The 23,956-nt window shown below is 39.2% G+C and carries 14 protein-coding genes; all 14 read left to right on the top strand.

The features are described 5' to 3' along the window. Window positions 1-25: 25 nt before the first annotated feature. The 14 genes from BMX11_RS20005 (at window position 26) to BMX11_RS20075 (ending at window position 23,865) form a co-directional block, all read left to right on the top strand. The gene (locus BMX11_RS20005; protein ID WP_090887907.1) at window positions 26-1,720 is read left to right on the top strand and encodes a tetratricopeptide repeat protein; all 1,695 of its coding nucleotides are present in this window, start codon (window positions 26-28) and stop codon (window positions 1,718-1,720) included. Further along, complete coding sequence (locus BMX11_RS20010; RefSeq protein WP_090887910.1) at window positions 1,698-2,489, top strand: lipoprotein insertase outer membrane protein LolB1; 792 nt, start codon at window positions 1,698-1,700, stop codon at window positions 2,487-2,489. The genes BMX11_RS20005 and BMX11_RS20010 overlap by 23 nt, the downstream gene beginning before the upstream one ends. A 126-nt stretch (window positions 2,490-2,615) precedes the next feature. Further along, window positions 2,616-3,899, top strand: coding sequence for a murein hydrolase activator EnvC family protein (locus BMX11_RS20015; RefSeq protein WP_090887913.1), 1,284 nt, complete (start codon window positions 2,616-2,618; stop codon window positions 3,897-3,899). A 46-nt stretch (window positions 3,900-3,945) separates the two neighbouring features. Beyond that, complete coding sequence (locus BMX11_RS20020; RefSeq protein WP_090887916.1) at window positions 3,946-4,299, top strand: Sec-independent protein translocase subunit TatA/TatB; 354 nt, start codon at window positions 3,946-3,948, stop codon at window positions 4,297-4,299. Window positions 4,300-4,310: 11 nt separating this feature from the next. Continuing rightward, window positions 4,311-4,511, top strand: a complete 201-nt coding sequence (locus BMX11_RS20025) for a Sec-independent protein translocase subunit TatA/TatB (protein WP_217643887.1) — start codon at window positions 4,311-4,313, stop codon at window positions 4,509-4,511. Window positions 4,512-4,528: 17 nt separating this feature from the next. Further along, window positions 4,529-5,947: an Asp-tRNA(Asn)/Glu-tRNA(Gln) amidotransferase subunit GatA gene (gatA, locus tag BMX11_RS20030; RefSeq protein WP_090887918.1), complete on the top strand. Its 1,419-nt coding sequence runs from the start codon at window positions 4,529-4,531 to the stop codon at window positions 5,945-5,947. A 113-nt stretch (window positions 5,948-6,060) separates the two neighbouring features. Further along, entirely contained in the window at window positions 6,061-7,458 is a 1,398-nt protein-coding gene (locus BMX11_RS20035; RefSeq protein WP_090887921.1) for a lytic transglycosylase domain-containing protein, read from the top strand. Between the two features lie 718 nt (window positions 7,459-8,176). Continuing rightward, window positions 8,177-8,866, top strand: a complete 690-nt coding sequence (locus BMX11_RS20040) for a tetratricopeptide repeat protein (RefSeq protein ID WP_090887924.1) — start codon at window positions 8,177-8,179, stop codon at window positions 8,864-8,866. Window positions 8,867-9,705: 839 nt separating this feature from the next. Beyond that, a complete protein-coding gene (locus tag BMX11_RS20050) occupies window positions 9,706-12,024 on the top strand; it encodes an NADP-dependent malic enzyme (protein ID WP_090887930.1) in 2,319 nt (772 codons plus the stop codon). A 6-nt stretch (window positions 12,025-12,030) separates the two neighbouring features. Further along, window positions 12,031-12,615 carry a Holliday junction branch migration protein RuvA gene (gene ruvA / locus BMX11_RS20055; RefSeq protein WP_090887933.1) on the top strand — a complete coding sequence of 195 codons (585 nt, stop codon included), beginning with the start codon at window positions 12,031-12,033 and terminating at the stop codon, window positions 12,613-12,615. 12 nt (window positions 12,616-12,627) lie between these two features. Next, window positions 12,628-19,803: a T9SS outer membrane translocon Sov/SprA gene (gene sov, locus BMX11_RS20060; RefSeq protein ID WP_090887937.1), complete on the top strand. Its 7,176-nt coding sequence runs from the start codon at window positions 12,628-12,630 to the stop codon at window positions 19,801-19,803. 198 nt (window positions 19,804-20,001) lie between these two features. Further along, window positions 20,002-20,382, top strand: a complete 381-nt coding sequence (gcvH, locus tag BMX11_RS20065; RefSeq protein ID WP_090887940.1) for a glycine cleavage system protein GcvH — start codon at window positions 20,002-20,004, stop codon at window positions 20,380-20,382. Between the two features lie 14 nt (window positions 20,383-20,396). Next, on the top strand, window positions 20,397-20,798 hold the full coding sequence (locus BMX11_RS20070; RefSeq protein WP_090887942.1) for a VanZ family protein: 402 nt from the start codon (window positions 20,397-20,399) through the stop codon (window positions 20,796-20,798). Between the two features lie 250 nt (window positions 20,799-21,048). Beyond that, complete coding sequence (locus BMX11_RS20075) at window positions 21,049-23,865, top strand: outer membrane beta-barrel family protein (protein WP_090887945.1); 2,817 nt, start codon at window positions 21,049-21,051, stop codon at window positions 23,863-23,865. Window positions 23,866-23,956: the final 91 nt, after the last annotated feature.

The raw sequence follows: 23,956 nt of genomic DNA on the forward strand, positions 1-23,956 counted from the left end.
AAGGGTTGAATTTTTGAATGTTGCTATGTTTAAAGGATATTTATTTCTTGCAATAAGTTGCTTAAGCGCTCAGCTTTATGGGCAGGAAGCCACTTTACCTGCTACCAATAGGGATAGCAATATGGTAAAACAATTGTTTTTTGCCGGCTTGCGCGAGAAAATGTCAGAGAATTATGTTTCAGCATCTACCAGCTTTAATAAAATCATTACCCTCGATCCCAGAAACCATGCGGCTTACTTCGAGCTGGCCAACGCTAACCTGAAGCTCGATAAGCTGCCCGAAGCAGAACTTAATATTCAGAAGGCCATCAAGCTAAATGCAGATAACAAATGGTATTGGCGCTTTTTAGGCGAGCTGCATAAGCGTACAAATAAAATGACTGAGCTGGTAGAAGTGTTTAATCAACTTATTCGCTTAGAGCCAGATAACGATGCCTATTACTTTGATAAAGCCAATGCACAATATTTAGCCAACCAGCCAGAGGCAGCCAGGAAAACCTATAGTGAAATTGAATCCCGGTTTGGAGAAAGCAGGGAGCTAACCCAAGCCCGGAAACGTTTTCTGCAGCAAGGTACATCCACAGAAAGCGATATTGTTAAGCTACTGGAAGGTAACCAGGCCGATGTAAAGAACTACCTCTATGCGGCGGGCCTACTGCTTCAGAAAGGCAATCATCCGGAAGCATTAAAAGTATTGGTAAAAGCGCACGAACTAGAGCCTCAGAATTTTGAAGTTAACCTGGGTCTGGCAGATATTTACCGCAAACAGCAAAAGGACGAAGAAGCATTTAAATCCTTGGAACTGGCTTTTCAAAGTGACCAGATGCCGATAACAGAAAAAGTTAAGATTATTGCCGGCCTTTTTCCTAAAATGAACCAGCCTGCCGTAGCCAAACATGCTTTAGAATTAAGCAAGCTGGTAGCAGAAAAAAACCCCAATGATGCTAAAGCCCTAGCCCTGTATGGCGATGTACTTTATCAGCAGAACAAGCTTAAAGAAGCACTTCCTCAATATCAGGCTGCATTAAAGTTAAACGAGCAGATTTATGCCGTTTGGGAGCAGATTATCAATATTCAAACTTTACTGGGGCATTACAGCGAGGCGGTAAAAGTAGGCGATGAGGCATTAACCATTTACCCCAACCAGGCCGGCCTTTATTACTATATGGCTTATGCCTTATTTAAAACCAATAAGCTGGATGCGGCACAAAGTAACCTGAAAACGGCGTTGCAATTAGATGTAGATAATAAAAGTTTACAGGCGCAGGTATATGCCCTTCAAGGAGATATCTACATCAATCAGAATAACTTTGGCGCAGCCAAAACATCATTTGAGAAAGCAATTGCGGCAGAACCCGATAATTATTTAATCATGAATAATTACGCCTACTATTTGGCCTTAAGAAACGATGATTTAACAAAGGCCGCAAAATATGCCGAAACTGCCGCAAATGCAATGCCCAATAATCCATCCGTAACCGATACTTATGCGTATATACTTTTTAAACAGCAAAAGTATGAGCTGGCCAAAACATGGATAGAAAAGGCGCTGCAAAACAATAGCAGTAAGAATGGTGTTTATTTGGAGCGATATGGAGATATTCTTTTCATGAAAGGTGAAAAGGAGGCCGCAATCATCCAATGGAATAAAGCCAAAGAAGCAGGAAACTACTCTGAGTTATTAATTAAGAAAATAAATGAAAAGAAGTATTTTAAATAGCGTTTTAATATTAACTGCCGTAGCTTTTTTCTCGGCCTGTAAACCTAAAAAAGAAATTGTAGTTGCCCCGCCAAAACAACCGGAAACTAAAGTAGACAATACCAAAGCAGAAACATTAACCCTGCTTAATAGTAAGCAACTCAAATTCAATACCCTTTCTGCAAAGGCCAAGGCTACTTTAGATTTGGATGGAAAATCAAACGATGTGACGATGAATTTACGCATCAAAGATAAGGAAACCATTTGGGTGAGCATTACAGCTTTGGGCGGCATGGCCGAGGTAGCAAGAGCATTAATTACGCCTGATAGCATCAAAATTATCAATAGATTATCCAGCACCTATTTAAATAAGCCATTTAGCTATATCTATAAATTCACCAACAAACAGGTTAACTTCAATACGCTGCAAAGTATTCTTACCGGAAATGCCATAGATTGTTTTATGACCGAGAAATCTGATCTTAAGCAGAATGCAGGAGTTTGGACGCTTTCGGGAACAAAAGAAGACCTGGATTACCGTTTATTATTTAATACCTTATTTAAAGTAACTGAAACCAATCTGAATGATGCTAAAAATGGCCAGGCACTTAAAGTGACCTATGGTGAATATCAAAAATTAAACGATTCGTTATTTCCAAGTACACTGGAAATCAATACCCTTTCCAAAGCGAAGAAAATCAACATCAGCATGCAGTTTACCAAAATAGACGGCAATGTTCCTGTAGATTTTCCGTTTACAGTACCAAAGAGATTTACTTTGGCTAACTAATAAGCGATTCAGTTTTTCCGCCGTTTGAATGAAGAATAGATGAAGAGGGCTTCCACAATGTGGATTATGGCTTGAGTATCTCAATTTTAATACTTTTTACTGTAAAATTTTTATACTTTTGGCTTAATGAAGCTACACAAACTTGTATTTATCCTGTTTTTAAGCGTATGTGCCCTTTCGGCTAATGCACAAACCGAGAGTCAGCTTAGGCGTAAAAAAGAAGCGATCCAACGTGAAATTGAACAACTTCAAAAGAATTTAAATAAAGCAGCGAGCGGTAAAAAACTAACCTTGCAGCAAATCAATGCCATTAATGCGCAAATTCGATTGCGTCAGGATAAGATCGGAACCATCAATTCTGAAATAAAAAACCTGGATGGTCAAATCTCTCAGAACACCAATACCGTACATACGTTACAAGGTCAGCTTGGCGACCTTAAAAAAGAGTATGCTGCGATGATCCGTTTTGCGCAACGAAACAGAAACGCATACGATAAGATGATGTTTATTTTTGCCGCAAGAGATTTTAACCAGGCTTACAAAAGGATAAAATATTTACAACAGTTTAGCCAGTACCGTAAAAAACAGGCCGGTTATATTGAAAATACCCAACAGGAACTAAACGGTAAGATTAAAATATTAGATAGAACCCTAAAAGAGAAAAGTAACCTTTTAAAGGAGCAGGAAAGAGAAAAGGAAAAATTAGGTAAAGATAAAAGTGAGCAAGCGGTAACCTTAAAAAAATTAAGTAAACAGGAAAGTCAGTTTAAACAGGATATCGCTACCCGTAAGAAACAACAGGTTCAGATTGATAAAGCTATTCGTGCAGCCATTCAACGCGCCATTGAAGAAGCCAGAAGAAAGGCAGCAGAAGAAGCGAGAAGAAAAGCCGCAGAAGAAGCCAGAATTGCAGCAGCAAATGCTAAAGCAGCAAATAAACCTGCACCAGCTGCAACGCCGGTAAGGGAGAAAACAACCAATGAATTATTAACCAACGATGCCGGATCGGCAAAGCTGGCCGCAGGATTTGAAAATAACAGAGGGCGCTTACCTTACCCAGTGGCAGGTACCATTACCGAACATTTTGGTGTACACAAGGTAGATCAAGCCTCTATGAATAACGAAGGGGTAAATATTACCGCTTCAGAAGGAGCAGCTGTAAGAGCAGTATTTGATGGGGAAGTGTTGGCAGTAAGTTCGATTTATGGTAAATATGTTGTGATCATTATGCATGGAAATTACTTCACCATTTATCAGAATTTAAGGTCTGCAAGTGTGAGTAAAGGAGATAAAGTATCTACTAGACAGACCATTGGCGTGTTGGCCAATACCGGAGATGTGGCAGAATTACACTTCGAAATTATGCGGGGACAAACCAAGTTAAACCCCGAAGCTTGGATTAGTAAGTAAACATTAGACATATTTATTGTCTATATTTGTATAAATTATATTAGTGATGTATCAAGGCACGTTATTAGAGTTTTTAAACATGGGCGGATCGGAGATTGTGCTCATCTTAGTGGTAGTACTTTTGTTATTTGGAGGTAAAAAATTACCTGAATTGGCAAGAGGCTTAGGAAAAGGAATCAGAGAGTTTAAAGATGCCTCTGATGGTGTTAAACGTGAAATCCATAGAAACATCAATGCGATGGATTTAGATAAAGAGGAAGAAGAAAATATAGCTAGAAATAATCAGCGTTATCACCCAACAGACGAAGCGCCGGTTGATGAAAAAGTCGGTTCAGATGTACCATCCCCTTCAAGTACTCCAGTTGACCAAAAAATTGAAACTGACAACCAAAAAGTTTAAACAAAAAAGTTATGTTAAATACAACAATAGCAGCAATGCTTGGCACACCAGAACTGATCATTATCGGAGTAGTGGTTCTCTTATTGTTCGGTGGTAAAAAAATTCCTGAACTTATGCGTGGTTTAGGTAAAGGTGTTAAAGAATTTAAAGAAGGTAAAGATGGTGTAGATGGCGATCAGGTTGATCCATCAAACCGCGATAAAACCGTTTAATTTCAATCATTTCAGTTTTGAAGAAATACAGCTCTCTTAAAGAGATACAAGCACTCATTTCGCAAGGAGCTTTAACTTTACCGGATTTATTGGCTTATTACTTTAAGCAAATTGAAGAACATCAACACCTCAATGCATTCAACGAGGTGTTTTTTTATTCGGCCGAAGTTCAAGCCAAAGCGGTACAGGAAAAGATAAATGCAGGTACGGCAGGTAAGCTTGCGGGTATGGTTATCGGTATTAAAGATAACATCTGTTATAAAGATCATGTAGTTACCGCCTCTTCCAAAATGCTCGAAGGCTTTGTATCGCCTTACTCTGCTACAGTGGTTCAGCGCTTGCTGGAAGAAGATGCTGTAATTATAGGCCGCTTAAATTGTGATGAATTTGCAATGGGTGGCTCTAATGAAACGTCTTATTTCGGGGCAGTAAAAAATGCTGTAGATCATGCACTCGTTCCCGGTGGTTCATCGGGAGGGTCGGCTGTTGCTGTACAGGCAGATATGTGTTTATCGGCTTTGGGAACAGATACTGGAGGTTCGGTTAGGCAACCAGCTGCCTTTTGCGGTCAGATTGGTTTAAAACCTACATATGGACGTATTTCCCGGTATGGTGTTATAGCCTATGCTTCATCATTTGACCAGGTAGGGCCAATTACCTCTTCTGTAGACGATGCTGCGCTTCTTTTACAGGTTTTGGCAGGTGCCGATGATAACGATTCTACCGTTTCGCCTATCGAAGTACCCGAATATTCAGCCTTACTTCAGCAGGATGGCAAAAAGAAAATCGCTGTATTAAAGGAAACCATTGAAAATGATGCCTTAGACCCGGAAATTAAAGCGGCCATTTTAACCGCTATTGATGATTTGAAAGCCGATGGACATACTGTTGATTATGTTTCTTTCGACTTGTTAGATTATCTCGTTCCGGCTTATTATATTTTAACTGCGGCAGAAGCCTCTTCTAACCTTTCCCGCTATGATGGCGTTCATTATGGGCACCGTAATATGGAAGCCAAATCGCTAAACGAGCTGTATAAAAAATCTCGTGCAGAAGGATTCGGAGAAGAAGTGAAACGCAGAATCTTACTGGGAACATTTGTGTTAAGCGCCGGATATTACGATGCTTATTATCAAAAGGCACAAAAAGTAAGAAGATTGATCAGAGAAAAATTAGATGAGCTATTTGCTCAATATGATTTGATCTTATCTCCGGTAGCACCTACAACACCATTTAAAATTGGCGATAATATGCAGGATCCTTTGGTGATGTATATGGCCGATATTTTTACCGTGTTACCTTCGTTGAGCGGGAATCCAGCCATTGCACTGCCTTTAGGCAATAATACGGATGGTTTGCCGTTAAGTATGCAGTTTATAGCCAAACATTTTGAGGAAGATAAGCTCCTGGCTTTTTCTCAGGCTTTTTTAAAATAAGCGTAACTTTTATAAAGTTACGCCCAGCATTTGCCTATGTCGAACAGCTGTAATTCCCCAAAAGGGAGGTTCAGCGGGTTGGTATTAGCATTGCTGAATTAAACAAATAGCCCATGATTAAAAAATTACTTTTTACCTCTATCTGTGCATTATTAGGACTTGTAACTTACACTTCAGCGCAACAAACCCTCAAACTCGATAGCCTTCCAAAAGGGCAGAACAACATTTTCATCAATACCGATACCATTGCCATGCCGCAGGTGATCGAAAATCCATTGATGATGGGCCAGAATTATATTTATAAGCTCAGGCTCGATTCTATCTCTAAATCAGTTCCCCTTCCTTACAACGAATACGTTCAACAGTATATAGATATTTATGCCAAGCGCAAAGATATGTTTGGCAAAATGCTGGGCCTTTCCAGCTACTATTTTCCTATTTTCGATAAGGCTTTAAGAGAGTACAACATCCCAACGGAGATTAAATACTTAACCATTGTAGAGTCGCAGATGAACCCACATGCCATATCTCGGGTGGGCGCAACAGGAATCTGGCAGTTTATGTTCGGTACCGGAAAAGCTTATGGCTTAAAGATGGATAACTTTGTAGATGAACGCAAAGACCCTATTCAGGCCAGCTATGCTGCGGCAGCCTATTTTAGAGATGCTTTTGAAGAACTGGGCGATTGGTTATTGGCTATTGCTGCATACAATTGCGGCAAGGGCAATGTAACCCGTGCTATAGATAAAGCGGGATCAAGAGATTTCTGGGAGATCAGGCAGTTTTTACCTAAAGAAACCCGAAACTATGTGCCGGCATTTATTGCGGCCATGTATGTAATGAACTATTCAGGTAAACATCAGATTACTGCGCAGGCCTGCAACATGTTCTTAAAAACAGATACGGTGCAAACCAATCGTTTTGTGTCATTGGAAATGCTGGCTAAAGCATTAAATGTAGATGAAGCCGCACTCTTTGCTTTAAACCCTTCATATAAAAAGAAAATAGTAAACGGTACAGAGGATGATCCCAAGCGTATTGTAATGCCTAAGCTAAAAGGGATTGACTATGCTGGTGTATATGAAGTGCTGAACAATGATGCTGAAGTGGATATGAGAATTATTCAGGCCAGCACTGATGATGTTCGTGAACTGAGAAAGAAGCGAACGGCAACGGTTGGTAAAAATATGGTTTACCATAAAGTTACTTCGGGGCAAAACCTTGCTGCGGTAGCTATTAAATATGGTGTAGAAGTGCAGGATTTAAAAGTTTGGAACGGCTTAAAAAGCAAAACCATTGTGCCCGGGCAAAAGCTGAAAATATATACCAAGAACCGCAATATTTTAAAGGCACCTGCATCTTTCTTAAGTTATACTGTAAAGGCTGGCGATACGCTATCTGGTATTGCCGAAAAGTTTGATGGCGTAACCGTGCAAAGCATTAGACGGGATAATGGCTTAAACAAAGCATCTTTACAGCCTGGCATGGTATTAAAAATCAGTAAAGGGTAAGAAACCATCTCTATTGAGCGGCGAGGCCTGAGCTGAAGCAATCTATTGTCGTTAAGTCAGTGTATTTATTGAATAAGGAAGACTGTTCCCCGGTGTGGAGAGATCAGTTTATTGTGCGCTCTCTATCCCCAATAAGTATTGCTGATGCCAGACATTATTAGATAATTGTAGATATTCTTCCACAACAATCGATAAAACCGTGACAAATTTCCCCGTTGTTGTGGCGGTAAGAATTAGTTCCTCCTGCCTAAGAAAGGTTTATCTGATGTCTTACGCGCTATTCTCCCCCTATATAGTCCGTAAAAATTAATTGGCACATTTATTTTATGGTTAGCCTTTACAGCAAGCCTGATCGAAACTGTTTTTAGGACCCGGCTTGCTGAAATAATTTAAGCAGCATTATTCTTTAGGCATGGGGAGCACATTTTTTTCTGGATTTGTTATCCGATTCATTTTGGTAAGCATACTGGCGTTTCTAATAGAAGTTTACCTCTTTTTCTACCGAGGCATTAACCAGCCTTTCCGGCATGTATCATCCTACTTTGGTATAACGATCATAGTGATGGTACTGATCCTCCTCTGTACCTATGCCAAATCTGTTATAGAAAACAATCGCTCCTTGCAAAGCGCAACACAAATCTGTTCCAGATATTGTTTAATAGTTATTATGCTGTACACCTGGATATTCCTAGCGCCCTGATACCAAAAGCTAAAACCCATGAAAAAGCTAATCATTTCTTTAATCCTGATATTAATTTATGCAAATACTTTTTCGCAGCAATTAAATCACGAAGATTTTAATCCCAATAATAAGTTGATTGGGCCTAAAGGAGAAAAACTATCAGCATCTCCGCAGGTAGATAGTTTATGCAGGAAAGCAAAGGCTTATTATGCTAAATCTCAATATAATGATGGTCTTAGCCTACTTAAAAAGGTTAATGCTATGGAGGAAAATAATCCCCTGATCAAAGCCGCTATAGCCTGGGCTTATCTTAAGATCGGGGATTTTGATTCCGCTATTTCCTATTTTAATACAGCACTTAAGCTCAACCCTGACGATCGTTTTGCACAACAAAACCTCATTATGTGTTATTCCTCTAAAAGAGATTATAAAACAGCCTGCTCAAAAGCCAGGGCATACATGAGGTCTTATGATGATGATCCCGATGGTTACTTTACCTTTATGCTCGTTTATTTCAATCACGGTCACTTTAAGTCAGCCATTGAAAATGGTGAGAAGGCTGTTGAACGCTACAAGAGTACAAATGATGATTCTATTTATTGTGCTTATTACTGGTTGGGCAAAGCATACTATGCCGATAAGGATTATACACATTCAGATGAAGCATTCCAATGGTTAAAGGCGAAAGGGATAAAGGTAGAACAAAAGTATATGGTTCGTTTATGAATGGTTTAATTGAAATTAAAAACCCATGTAAACGACCATAGGTTTGTATTGCCCCTCCAATTTATAACCTGATATTTCCGGTATAGCTGCTCATGGAGATGTTTCGCCTGTCACCAGAGATAAATGAGTTTATTCCTTTGGGTGATAATGCTGAATAATTAGGAGACTGATAATAAAATATATAATGAGAATTTCTTCACCGTTACTCCACCTGATAATTTGGTTGCTTTTAGTCGCACTTTCTATCATAGTAAAGCTGTTTGATATTAAAATATATTACGTTGCTAGTCTGTTGCCATTAATCTTAATTACGTATGTTGTAAAAAAGGAAAAATTTGAATTTTTTAAAAGAAGTAAATTCTTAACCATGTTAATATTCGGTATTTCTTTTTTTATGTTTTTTTTTAGTGTAGAAAATCTTTTGGGCTTTATAAATGAACCGTACAGGAGGGTGGTGCTGATAACACTATTATTTGCTTATTCTTTTTTAATTAAAACTATCCTTGGCAAGCATTGTAAACCAAACTCAAATTAGATGAAATGACTACATTTTAGAGGTATAATCTTTATCACATTAATCTCAGCTGTCTCCCTTTTTCATCTTTTATAAGTTGTGTTTGACTAGACCTCCTGTTTCTTGTCTTCTTCCATTATTTTAACCATCTATTCCATAAACTGAACAAAAGATCGGCAGTAGATCCACCCAATGTTGCCTATTAGCGATTAACTAACTGAAATAAAGAGTAGCAGGGATGTCAATTCACTCATTTGCCGGGAATATTTATTTTCTGCCTAGTAAAAGAATTGTACCTTTGCCCCGGTCACTAATAAGTTACGTAATGAGTAAAACGAATAGAAAGCAAGATGCACTTGATTACCACTCACAGGGTCGTCCGGGGAAGATACAAGTAGTACCTACGAAACCTACGAATTCGCAAAGAGATTTAACTTTAGCCTATTCTCCTGGTGTTGCTGAACCTTGCTTGCAAATTGCAGAAAATACTGAAGATGTTTATAAATATACGGCTAAGGGAAACCTTGTAGCGGTAATTAGTAACGGTACAGCCGTTTTAGGATTAGGTGATATTGGCCCTGAGGCTGGTAAGCCAGTAATGGAAGGTAAAGGTTTACTTTTCAAGATTTTTGCTGATATTGATGTATTCGATTTAGAATTGGATACCAAGAATGTAGACGATTTTGTAAAGATTGTTAAAGCATTAGAGCCAACTTTTGGCGGTGTAAACTTAGAAGATATCAAAGCACCAGAATGTTTCGAAATCGAGCGTCGCTTGAAGGAAGAAATGAACATTCCGGTTATGCACGATGATCAGCACGGAACAGCAATTATCTCTGCTGCGGCGTTGATAAATGCTTGTGAAATCCAAAAGAAAAAAATGGACAAGATTAAGATTGTAGTAAATGGCGCCGGAGCTGCTGCAATTTCTTGTACCAAATTATATGTTTCTTTAGGTGCAAAGAAAGAAAATATCGTGATGTGCGATCGTTCGGGTGTTATCCGTAAAGACCGTGAGAATTTAGATGCGATAAAAGCTGAATTTGCTACTGATAGAAAAATCAATACACTAGACGAGGCAATGGTTGATTCTGATGTATTCATCGGACTTTCTTCTGCTGATTGTGTTAGTGCTGAGATGTTAAATTCGATGGCGAAAAACCCTATTGTTTTTGCCATGTCGAATCCTAATCCGGAGATTAACTACGAATTAGCAATCAAAACCCGTAAAGATATCATTATGGCTACTGGCCGTTCTGATTATCCTAACCAGGTTAATAACGTATTGGGTTTCCCTTACATTTTCCGTGGTGCGCTAGATGTTAGAGCGACTGCCATTAACGAACCGATGAAAATTGCTGCGGTTAAAGCAATTGCCGAACTCGCTAAAAAATCTGTTCCTGAGGCGGTTAACCTGGCTTACAATGCCCGTAATCTTAAGTTTGGTAAAGATTATATCATCCCTAAGCCTGTAGATTTCAGGTTAATTACCGAAGTTTCTACAGCAGTAGCCAAGGCAGCGATTGTAAGTGGTGTTGCCCGCAAAGTTATTACCGATTGGGATGCTTATACCGAGGAACTTAGAAAACGTTTAGGTTTGGATGATGCGATTATGCGCGCCATTACCACCAAGGCAAAGACTGATCCGAAACGTGTTGTTTTTGCGGAGGCCGATAACTACAAAATCTTAAAAGCAGCTCAAATTGTAAATGATGAAAATATCGCCATTCCTATCCTTTTAGGAAATAAAGAGAAAATTCAGGCCATTATAGATGAGCATGGATTAGAACTGGATGGCGTGCAGATCATTGATCAGATGCAGGAGCCGGAAAAAACCAAGAAGTATGCAGATGCGCTTTATAAAAAACGTCAGCGTAAAGGGGTTTCAGCCAGTGATGCGGTTAAATTATTGAGAGATCGTAACTATTTCGGTGCTTCAATGGTAGAATTTGGCGAAGCAGATGCTTTAATTTCGGGTTTAACGAAGAACTATGGCTCTACTATTAAGCCTGCGCTTCATGTTATTGGTGTAGAGCCAGGCGTTAAACGTGTTGCGGGTATGTACATGATGATGACCAAAAAAGGACCTGTTTTCTTTGGTGATACTACTGTAAACGTAGATCCTACCGCAGAAGAATTGGTAGACATTACTCTTTTGGTAGATAAATCTGTAAAGCAGTTTAATATTAAACCGCGTATTGCTTTATTGTCTTACTCCAACTTCGGTTCAAATGATGGCGTAACTCCAAATAAAGTTCGCGAAACAGTTAAATTATTGCATAAAAACTATCCTGAAATTGTAGTTGACGGAGAAATGCAAGGTAACTTCGCCATTAACAACGAATTGTTAAAAGATAATTTTCCATTCAGTACCCTGGCAGATGCACCTGCAAATACATTAATCTTCCCTAACTTAGAATCTGGTAACATTGCTTACAAATTGTTACAGGAGCTGGGTGGCGCAGAAGCCGTTGGTCCAATCTTATTAGGATTAAATAAACCTGTTCATATTGTTCAGTTAGGAAGTTCAGTGCGGGAGATCGTAAATATGGTTACTATTGCAGTAGTAGATGTTCAAGCTAAAGAAGAAATTGCAGGAACATCAAAACGAAAAGGTATATTTGGAAAAACAACTAAAAAGTAGAATTACATGTACGCCTATATTGATGGTAAACTTACATTTAAAAACCCGGCCTATGTTGTGGTTGAAGCTGGAGGTATAGGTTATCATATTAACATCTCTCTCAATACATATAGCAATCTTAGCGATGGCGAAAGGTGTAAATTATACACCTGGTTACATGTTAAAGAAGATGCACACACCTTATACGGCTTCGCTGATGAAGGCGAACGCCGTTTATTTTTACATCTGATCTCGGTATCTGGCATTGGGCCAAATACCGGGAGAATGATTTTATCCTCCATCACTCCCGAGGAAATCCAAACTGCAATTGTGAAAGCTGATCTGCCTTTAATACAGCGTATTAAAGGGTTAGGAGCAAAGACAGCCCAACGTTTAGTACTGGAATTACAAGATAAATTGAAAAAAGAAGGATCAGATTCATTAATTTTTATCCCTCAACACAATACAATTAAAGATGAAGCGTTATCAGCATTGGTAATGCTCGGATTCGCCAAACAAACCGCCGAAAAAACTATAGATCAGATTTTAAAAGTGACAGAGGGGACACTTTCGGTAGAGCAACTAATTAAACAAGCTTTAAAAAAATTATAGATCGTAACGCCTTTGAAGAGAATTTCTACACTCCTATTTCTCATCCCAATCTTCCTGCTTGCTTCTAAAAACGCCTTTTCTCAAGTTGTTCCGAGCAAAACTGATACTGCCACGTCTAAAAATAATTTTAGCTTACGTGAAAAGCAGTTATTGGGGCTTAGTCCATCTACAAACCCTTTTTATCCTCTGCCCAGCAGCTCCAAAAGGCTTGTAGAATACGATGCCAAGAATAAAAGGTACATTGTAAAAGAACTGATTGGGGATAAATATGTCACCCAAACCCAATACTTAACGGTGGATGAGTACCAGCGTTTAATGAACAGCGAAATTAAAAGAGGGAATTGGAGAAGTATTTCTAATGCAGAGGTTAGCGATTACAGAAGTACAGGCATTATTCCACCGATACAAATTAATAGTAAATCCTTTGAAAAGCTGTTTGGTGGATCAACCATTGATATTCAGCCCAGAGGAGAGGCCGAGTTAACCTTCTTAGGCCGAATTAATAAAAACGAAAACCCACTTTTTAACGAGCGCCAGCGCGTACAAACTAATTTTGATTTTAACCAGCGCATTCAGATGGACCTTGTGGGGAACATTGGAACCAAGTTAAAAATTAAGAGTAACTACAATACAGAAGCACAATTTGATTTTGAAAATCAGATCAAACTCGATTATACCGGCGGTCCTGATGATATTATCCAGAAAATTGAGGCAGGTAACGTTAGTTTACCTCTTAATACCAGTTTAATTACCGGAACACAGGCGCTTTTTGGGGTTAAAACCCAGCTTAAGTTTGGTAAATTGAATGTGACCAGTGTTTACACTCAGCAAAAATCTGAATCGCGAGAATTGCGGATTACCAATGGCGCTCAACAAAATACCACCACGGTAAGTATTGATAACTACGAAGCCAACAAGCATTATTTCTTGGCACAGTACTTTAGAAATAACTACAATAAATACCTCGCCAATGCTCCCATTATTACCTCACCCATTCAAATTACAAAAATAGAAGTTTGGATTACCAATAAAGCCGGAAGTACTACCGATTCAAGGGATGTGTTGGGGCTTTTGGATTTGGGGGAAAATCAACCTTATAACCCACTGTTCGCAGGTAATGGTTCTGCCTTACCAGGCGGTACTACCGCTACAGGTTTCCCGCAACAATCTAATAATTTATTGGCTTCACTTCCCGCTGCAGCAAGGTTTACTAATGACAACGCCGTTATTAACTATTTCCAGAGCTCTGGGGGTACAGATAACTTTGCCAAGCTAATCTATGCCCGTAAACTTACAGAAAGGGAATTTACTTTTCAGCCACAGCTGGGGTACATCTCCCTTAATAACCCCTTAAATGCTGATGAGGTATTAGCAGTAGCATATCGTTACACCTATAATGGCGTAGAGTATCAGGTAGGAGAATTTTCTACCGACGTTTCTTTTGATTCTGGTAATCCGAAAATGTTGTATGCCAAGTTGTTGAAAAACGAAACGACAAAGATTGCTTTGCCAACCTGGGATTTAATGATGAAAAACATCTATTCTATTGGCGGATATCAGATCAGCACCCAAAACTTCAGATTGGATATCTATCGTATCGACAATGGTACGGGGGTTGAAAATCCAGTAATGACAGAGGGGCAGAATACGGCAAACAAACAATGGATAGCCTTAACAGAATTTGACCGGTTGAACCAGCAAAACGAGCGCCAGCCAGACGGGATTTTCGATTTTGTGGCTTCAAATAATGCTTTTGGAGCTTATTCTACCAGCGCCAATGCTACTAACACGCCTTTTGGTTCTAATCTTTCGGCTTCGGGTTTATCTTCTTTGGTAACCAATACGAATAAGGGATATATTACCATAGATCCGGCCAATGGAAGGATTATCTTTCCCATCATCGAACCTTTTGGAAAGGATCTTGCCGCCAGATTTTTACCGAGTGAGCAGGCTTTAGTTGATAAATATACTTTTACTGCCCTGTATGATTCTACTCAAACTATAGCCAAGCAGCTTTTTCAAGATAAGAACAGATACATTATAAAAGTTAACTACCAATCTGAAATTTCATCTGAATTTAGCTTAAATGCAATCAATGTTCCGGAAGGATCGGTAAAGGTTTTTGCCGGAACCATGCCACTAACAGAAGGGGTAGATTTTACAGTAGATTATCAGGGAGGCCGGGTAAGTATCATCAATCAGGCACTTTTAGTATCTGGTCAGCCCATTAGAATTACCACTGAAAACAATGAACTTTTCGGACTTCAACAGAAATCACTTTTTGGAACCCGTTTAGATTATCGGGTTAATAATAAGTTGAATCTGGGGGGTACGTTTATGAATTTAACGGAGAAGCCATTGACGCAAAAAGTGAATATTGGCGATGAACCTATTTCCAACACCATATGGGGCGCAGATATCAACTACAGTTCGCCATCAAGATTTTTAACCAAGTTGGTAGATAAGCTTCCATTTATTTCTACTAAAGTACCTTCCAGCGTTACTTTTTATGGAGAGTTTGCCCAGCTGGTTCCAGGACACCCACGGGCATTAAACTTTGCAGGAAGTGAAAATGGTGTGAGTTACCTGGACGATTTTGAAGCATCCAGATCTGTTATCGATTTAAAAAGCGCCATAGCCTGGCAGCTTTCCGGAACACCTCAAATGTTCAGCGAATCACAATTGGTAGATGATTTAGCTTATGGTTACAACAGGGCCAGGGTAGCTTTTTATAATATCGATCCTACCTTTTACAATTCAGCAGCTTCTACTACGCCGGCTAACATCCGGAATAACCGAAACGAACTTTCTAATCATTACGTAAGGGAAATTATCGAACAAGAGGTTTTCCCTTTTAAAGAAACGGCAACAGGGCAGGCATTAAACATTAACACTTTAGATGTTGCCTACTATCCAACAGTACGCGGTCCTTATAACTTCCGTACCAGTGGATTTAAACAGGATGGTTCGTTGCTTATGCCTCAAAATAACTGGGGTGGTTTTCAACGTAAAATTGAGACGAATGACTTTGAAGCTTTAAACGTAGGCTTTATTGAGTTTTGGGTATTGGATCCATTTATCTATAAACCTAATTCGACCGGGGGAGATGTTTATTTTAACCTGGGTAACATCTCAGAGGACATCTTAAAGGATGGCAGAAAATCACTTGAAAATGGCTTGCCTGCAACTGACGATCCGAGTAAATACGACGAAACCAAATGGGGAAGGGTACCCAAATTGCAACCGGTAATACAGGCTTTTGATAATGATCCGAATGCCAGGCGTGCTCAGGATGTTGGTTTAGATGGTTTATCTGATGCCAATGAGCGCGCAAAGTTTGCTGCCGATCTCAATATCATTAAATCACAGTTAAGTCCTGCGGCAGCAGCAGCTTTAGAGGCCGATCCGTCATCAGATAACTATACCTATTTCAGAGGCCCGGCCTTAGACCAGATCAATGCGGGTATCTTAAAACGTTATGAAAAATACAATGGCCCGGAGGGTAACTCTAAAACCTCGCAACAATCTCAGGAAGAACTGGGCTTAGAAAACTCAGCCTCTACTTCTTTACCAGACGGGGAAGACATCAACCGCGACAACAACATGACGCAAAGTGATGAGTATTTTCAATACAAAGTTTCGATGCGCCCTGCGGATTTAGTTGTCGGCCAAAACTTCATTACCGATAAAGTTACCTCACAGGTGAAATTGGCCAATGGAAATACGCAAGCAGTTTCCTGGTACCAGTTCAGAATTCCGATCGGAAACTATCAGCAAAAAGTGGGTGGGATTCAGGATTTTAAATCCATTCGTTTCATCAGGATGTTTATGACCAATTTCACCGATACCGCTGTAATGCGTTTCGCAAAATTGCAATTGATCAGAGGAGAGTGGAGGGCATTTAACTCCTTAAATGAGGCTGCTCAGGTTATCGTTGATCCATCTTTACCAGCCTTAACCCCAGACAATTCAACGATTGAAGTTTCTACGGTTAACATCGAAGAGAACGGTAAGCGTTCGCCAATTCCTTATGTTACCCCTCCGGGAATTTTAAGAGAACGCGATTACAGCAACTACCGTGGAGATACGCGCCTAAATGAGCAATCGCTTTCGGTAACGGTTAAAAACTTAAGAGATGGGTACGGAAGGGCTGCGTTCAAAACTGCTTACAGTGATTTCCGCTCTTATAAACACCTGGAGATGTACGTCCATGCAGAGGCGGTTAATAATCAGCCGGTATATGATAAGGATGTGTCGGCTTTCTTAAGAATAGGAACAGATAACCTGGATAACTATTATGAGTATGTAATGCCTTTAAAGATCACCAATCCGGGCACAAGTGATCCGGATGCAATCTGGCCGGAAGCTAACCGCATGGATATTGATTTAACCTTATTCCAAAACGCTAAGTTAGCCAGAAATAATGCCCGCCAGGCCAATGGTCAACCTTGGCCAATAAACGTACCTTTTACCTATTCGGATGGAACCAAAACTATTGTGGTAAAGGGACAGCCCGATATGAGTAAAGTTCGCGTGTACATGCTGGGGGTTAAAAACCCGGTAAGGAACCTGGCGCAGGGAGAAGGTGATGATGGTCTGGATAAAACAGTTTTAGTTTGGTTTAATGAGTTGCGATTAACAGAGTTTGATGAAAGAGGTGGATGGGCAGCTACGGCACGTTTAAATTTGAAACTGGCCGATTTTGCTGATGTTAATATTTCAGGAAGTAAATCGACCATTGGATTTGGTACCATAGATTCTAAAGTAAGTGAGCGTAACCGTGCCGACAATGTATTGCTGGATGTATCTTCTTCAGTAGAATTGGGCAAGTTCCTGCCTCAAAAATCAGGGGTGAAGATTCCAATGTTTGTGAGTTACTCTAAACAAGTATCAACGCCTCAATTCAATCCACGCACACCGGATATTGAACTGAAGAACGCACTCGATAACTCAACTAAAGAACAAAAAGACTCGATACTGAATTTTGCTCAGGATTATACCATAAGAAGAGGGATTAACTTTACCAATGTGCGTAAAGAGCGAACCAATACCGCTAAACCCGTACATCTTTGGGATATAGAAAACTTCTCGGCGAGTTATGCGTATACGCAATACAATCACCGCGATTTTATTAACCAAAGCAGTATCCAAAATACTTACCGGGCATCCTTACAGTATAATTATTCAAAGGAAGCTAAAACAATTGCGCCTTTCGAAAAGATTATCAAGTCGAATATGCTGGCTATTTTGAAGGATTTTAATTTCAGTATATTCCCAAGTGCCATTAATTTTAGAATTGATGTAGACCGTTTATATTCAGAAAATACCTTGCGTAATAACGATCCGAATAATACCATTGGTGTTTTTCGAAATGGTTATGGTACCACTTTCAATAAGAACTTTACCATGAGTAGAATTTATGGTATTGCCTGGAACCTTACCCGTTCATTACAGCTGGATTTTAATGCTACCAACTACTCTATCATTGATGAACCAAACGGTAGGATAGAAGGCTTGAAACGCGATACCGTATGGGAGAACTTAAAACGATTAGGACGAACTACAGATTATAACCATAACTTAAACGTAACGTATAATCTGCCTATTGATAAAATACCAGGACTTAATTGGGTAGTGGTAAAAACACGTTATGGTACCAATTTCAACTGGCAAACGGAGCCATTGGCTACCTTAAGAGATCCCAATATCAATTTAGGAAATACGGTTCAAAACAGTAGAACCGTACAGGTTAACCCAACTTTAAACTTAACAACCTTATACAATAAGTTTGGTTTTGTCCGAAAGTCGGGGAATAGCCAGGAAGGTGGGGGAATAAAGAATTTCTTTATCAACCTACTTACCAGTTTAAAGAATGTTAATGCGGCTTACACGCAAACAAAGGGAACATTCTTACCGGGCTATTTACCTAAAACTTCTTACTTCGGAATAGATAATGTTACGGGAGCACCGGGCTTAGGTTTCGTTTTTGGAAGTCAGAGAGATATTAGAGATATGGCGCTTGGAAGCGGATGGCTAACTACCGACACCTTGCAAACACAATTCTATGTTACCACTCTTAGAGAAGATTTGAGCTTAACCGGCCAGTTGGAACCGTTTAAGGACTTAAGAATTACCTTAAAGGCCAATAAGGCCCAAACGAAGAATTTCTCTTCAAACTTTAGGTATGTAGAAAGCCAGTCGGGCTTTGAGAACCTGAGTGCGACCACCCAGGGTGATTACAGCATTTCATACATTGCCATCGGAACTGCTTTTAAAGAAAGTAACTCGAGTACCATCTCTACTTTGTTTGAGCAGTTTATGGCGAATAGAATTCTTATTTCAAGAAGATTGGGGGCGCAAAACCCGAACTCTTCTGGTAGTAACGGAGGCTTTGCAGATGGCTATTCAAAAGAAAGTCAGGATGTAATTATATCGGCCTTTATGGCTGCGTATGCGGGCAAGGATCCGAATAAGATCAGCATGAATGCTTTTCCTAAAATCCCACTTCCAAACTGGAACCTGACTTATAGTGGCTTAACACGCATTCCGTTTGTAGCAGACAGATTCTCTTCTGTGGACATCAGGCATGGGTATCGTTCGGCTTATAATGTGAACGGATTTAACTCATTAATCAGATACACAGAAGTAAATGGTTTCTCGAGTAACAGAGATGCAAACAATAACTTTTTACCAGAATTTCAATTTGCCCAGGTAACGGTATCAGAATACTTCTCTCCATTGGTGGGAGTAGATACCCGTTTTAAAAATAATTTAACGGCTTCATTTGAATTGAACAGATCTAGATTATTGGCCCTGAGCTTATCCAATAGTCAACTTGCCCAACTATCAGAAAACAATATGGTTTTTGGTTTGGGTTACCGTACCAATAAGTTCAGATTTCCTTTTGGTATGTTTAAAAGTCTGAAAATGGATAACAATATGGACTTTAAACTGGATGTTGCCATTCGTGATAATAAGACCGTTATACACCGCGCTGATGTGAAGGATGCAGAAGTTTCTTCTGGAGCCAAGAACATTACCCTCAGACCAAGCGTAGATTATGTATTGAATCAGAAATTCAATATCAAACTTTTCTATGATTCTAATATCACCAAACCTTATACTTCTCAAACGTTTAATACCTCGTTTAGCAATTTTGGATTTAGCTTAAGGTTTACGTTGAATTAAAATTATTGAAGTAATGAATGAGTGAATGAGTGAATGAGTGAATGTGCATATTGCTATTCACTCATTCAAAACTCACTCATTCAAAATTAGCAAACACTCTCATTCAAAACTCAAAATTCAATCATTAAATCTCAGTAATTTATCTTTTCATCATTCCAACATTATAATTAACTTTGAAAAACTAATTTATAAAGACAAATGAATTTTCCATCAGAATTAAAATACACGAAGGACCACGAATGGGTTAAGGTTGAAGGTAATGAAGCATATGTAGGTATTACTGACTTTGCTCAGCGCGAATTAGGTGATATTGTTTATGTAGATATCAATACTGTAGGTTCAGATGTAGCGAAAGACGAAGTTTTCGGTACAGTTGAAGCCGTTAAAACAGTATCTGATTTGTTTATGCCTGTAGCCGGAACAGTATTGGAAGTAAACGCAGCTTTAAATGATAACCCTGAATTGGTAAATTCTGATCCTTATGGTGAAGGCTGGATGGTAAAAGTTTCTTTAGCAGATGCTGCTGAAGTAGAAGGCTTACTTAGCGCTGAAGCTTACCAGGCATTAGTTGGAGCATAATAATATTTAATATTTTGTACAAAGCACTAAAACGACAACAATGGGCCATTCTCTGGACCGCAGTTATTTTAGTGCTTTGTAATATACACATGCCAGATTCGGCTGGTGGAGATGGTTTCTTCTTCGAAGGCTTCGATAAAATGGCACACCTTGGTTTTTTCTTTGTACTAAGTGTGTTGTTGTTCTATGGCAAAATAAGATATCAGCATAGTTTTGGTTTCAGAACTTTAACGATATTCAAAATTCTATTGATCAATGCAGTAATTGGTGGAGGCATTGAGGTATTGCAATGGAAAGTTTTCACCTATCGTTCTGCAGAGTGGTGGGATTTTACCTGCGACATGTTAGGCGCATTGATGGCTGTTTTCAGTTACGTTTTACTCCATAAATTGAATTTCAATGAAAAAGCTGACTAGTATAATTGGTTTAATCGTGATGATAAGTTTATCAGGATGCAGTATCTTCAAGAAAGATTGCAACTGCCCTAAAGTATATTACCGCAACTATCCTGCACAACACTAATCAAACAAATCATCCCAAAAGATTTGTAAATAGCCTTTAGGCTGTATTTAAAATGTTACCAAGCATTTAACACATCTTAACAAACCTTTGCGGCTTTGCTTAGTCTGATAGCATAGTTTTGTTATAATATTATCTAAAAATTTGATGAAGAGAAACGTTCAGAGAGCAATTTTTATTGTTCTTATTTTTTGTGGATACCTAGCTCAGGCACAGAATACAGGCTCAATTACAGGTAAAGTAATTAACGCTAAGGATAAAAAGCCAATCGACTTTGCTACAGTAGCCATAAGAAGCCTTAAAGACTCCAGCGTGGTAACCTCCGGCCAAACTAATCCTGATGGAACTTACACCTTTAAGGGCATTGCTCCGGGTAAATACAGGGTTTATGCCGCTTTCCTGGGTTTACAAACCACCACGAAAGATATTGAAGTAGCTAAGACAGCTGTTACAGTACCAGATATTTCAATGGCAGATGATGGTGTAGATTTAAGCACCGTAAATGTAACTGCTACAATTCCTATTGTGGTGAAGAAAGATACTTTAGAGTTTGATGCCAAATCAATTAAGGTAAGAGAGAATGCTGTTGTAGAAGACTTATTGAAAAAAGTACCTGGAGTAGAAGTTGCCAAAGATGGTAGCGTGAAGGCTCAGGGAGAAACCATCACCAAAGTGAAGGTAGATGGGAAGGAGTTTTTTGGCAATGACCCACTTTTGGCAACTAAAAACCTGCCTGCCGATATGGTAGATAAAATTCAGGTGATTGATGAACTATCCGAACAGGCACAGTTTACCGGAATTGATGATGGTACCAGAAATAAAATTTTAAATATTACCACCAAAAGTGGAATGAAGCACGGTTATTTTGGAAATAGTACCGTTGGGTATGGTTCAGACGATCGTTACGATGCCAGTTTAAACGTTAATAAATTTGATGAAGACAGACAGATTAGTTTCATCGGACAGTTTAACAATGTAAACAAGCAAAACTTCGGTCAGGGTGGTGGTGTAGGTAACGGATTTGGCGGCGGCGGAGGCGGTCGAGGTGGTTTTGGCGGTGGCGGCGGTGGTGGTAACGCTAGTTCAGGATCCAGCGGAATAACCAACACCAATGCAGCAGGGCTTAACTTTGCCGATACCTACAAAGACGGAACTCAGTTCCAGGCCAGTTATTTCTTTAATAAAGCAAGTACAGATAATATACAAACTTCAAATGTTCAAAATCTTTCAGGGATAGGTACATCTAATATTAACGAAAACTTAAATAGTACCAATGATCGTACAAATCACCGCTTTAACTTTATGGTGGATACGAAAATAGATCCATCTCTATCTATCAAAATCCAACCTAACTTTGCTTATACCGAAACGGATGGCAATAGTGTTAGGGATTATACCCGTGACTATATCACCACTTTAACCAAAGGGTTACAGCGCAATACTACAACAGCTGGTACCCCAACAATCAGCAATAATTTATTGGTGCGTAAAAGCTTTAAACGCAGAGGCCGTACACTTTCACTCAACGTAAGTACGAGTATAAATGATAATGATGGTACTAATCTTAACTATAGAGAAGATAAAATCACCAGATCTGGAGTAACTACAGATTCTTTAACCAACCAGTTAAATAATACCAATAGCCATGCGGTTAGCAATACAACCAGGTTAGTTTATACCGAACCCATTAATAAAACTTTAAGTGTCGAGTTTAATTATCAGAATGGTTATTCCAATAGTGATTCTCATCGGGATGTATATAATTTTAATCCAGTAACATTACAATACGATTTAGTTGATAATACATTTTCAAATATTTATAACAACAGAACGCTTACGAATGCAGTAGGGATTAGCTTTACCACAACAGAAAAAAAATATAACTGGAATATTGGTGTCGCTGGTCAACAAACGAATAGGGTAAATACCAACTTAACAACGGGCTTAGTTCGTACACAGAATTTTATCAACCTTACGCCATCTGCACAGTTCAGGTATAATTTTAGTAACCGTAAACGCTTATTTATAAACTACCGTGGTTCAACAACGCAACCAAGTATAGATCAGATTCAGCCTATACCCGATAATACCAATTCACAAACCTTTTATGTAGGTAATCCATTGTTAAAGCCTTCTTTTAACAACCAGTTAAGGGTAAACTTTAATAACTTTAATATCGAAACGGGAAGATTTTTCTTTGCCGGGTTAAATCTAACCCAAACGTTTAATAGCATTGGAAATACCGTAATACCTCTGGCAGACGGTGCTCAACAGGTTAGTTATGTTAATGTGGATGGAGTGTATGCCGGAAATGCAAATGCTACTTTGTCTTTACCATTAATGGCAGAGCGTAAGCTAACTTTAAACATTTCTGGTAATGGTGCCTACAACAGAAACGTTAACTTCATCACGGTTGGAAACACGAGCGATTTAGTAAAAAATATCACCAACACTTACACCATCTCTAACGGATATAAACTGGTTACCAATGTAGATAAATTTGATTTAACCGGAGGAATTACCGGAAGCTATACGCACTCTACTTTCTCTGCAAGATCTGGGTCAAATACACAGTTTTACACTATTAATCCGAGTTTTGATATGAGCTATTTACTGCCTGGAAACGTTAGGTTGGCCATAGATCTGGATTATTTCAGAAACTTTGGTGGCGGGGATCAATACAATCAGGAGTACACGATTCTTAATCCATACATTAGCCGCCAGTTTTTCAAAAACAGGGCAACCTTTAAGTTCTCTGTAAATGACGCACTTAATCAAAATACCAGCGTAAGCAGAACAGCAACAGGCACATCCATTACTGATTTAACTACCAACGTATTAAAACGTTACTACATGCTTTCTTTCACATATTCTTTAACCCGCATTGGCGGAAGAAATATGAGCGGAGATATGCAGATGCCTGGCCAGGGCGGTGGTGGCGGTGGTATGCGCATGAGAATGTAAGGCATTAAACCTAAATCATAAGAAGACCCGTTTAGCGGGTCTTTTTTTTTGCCTCAGATTTTAATAAATGTGCGAATGACAATTCATGTAT

The sequence above is a fragment of the Pedobacter rhizosphaerae genome, assembly GCF_900111155.1.
Taxonomy (GTDB): domain Bacteria; phylum Bacteroidota; class Bacteroidia; order Sphingobacteriales; family Sphingobacteriaceae; genus Pedobacter; species Pedobacter rhizosphaerae.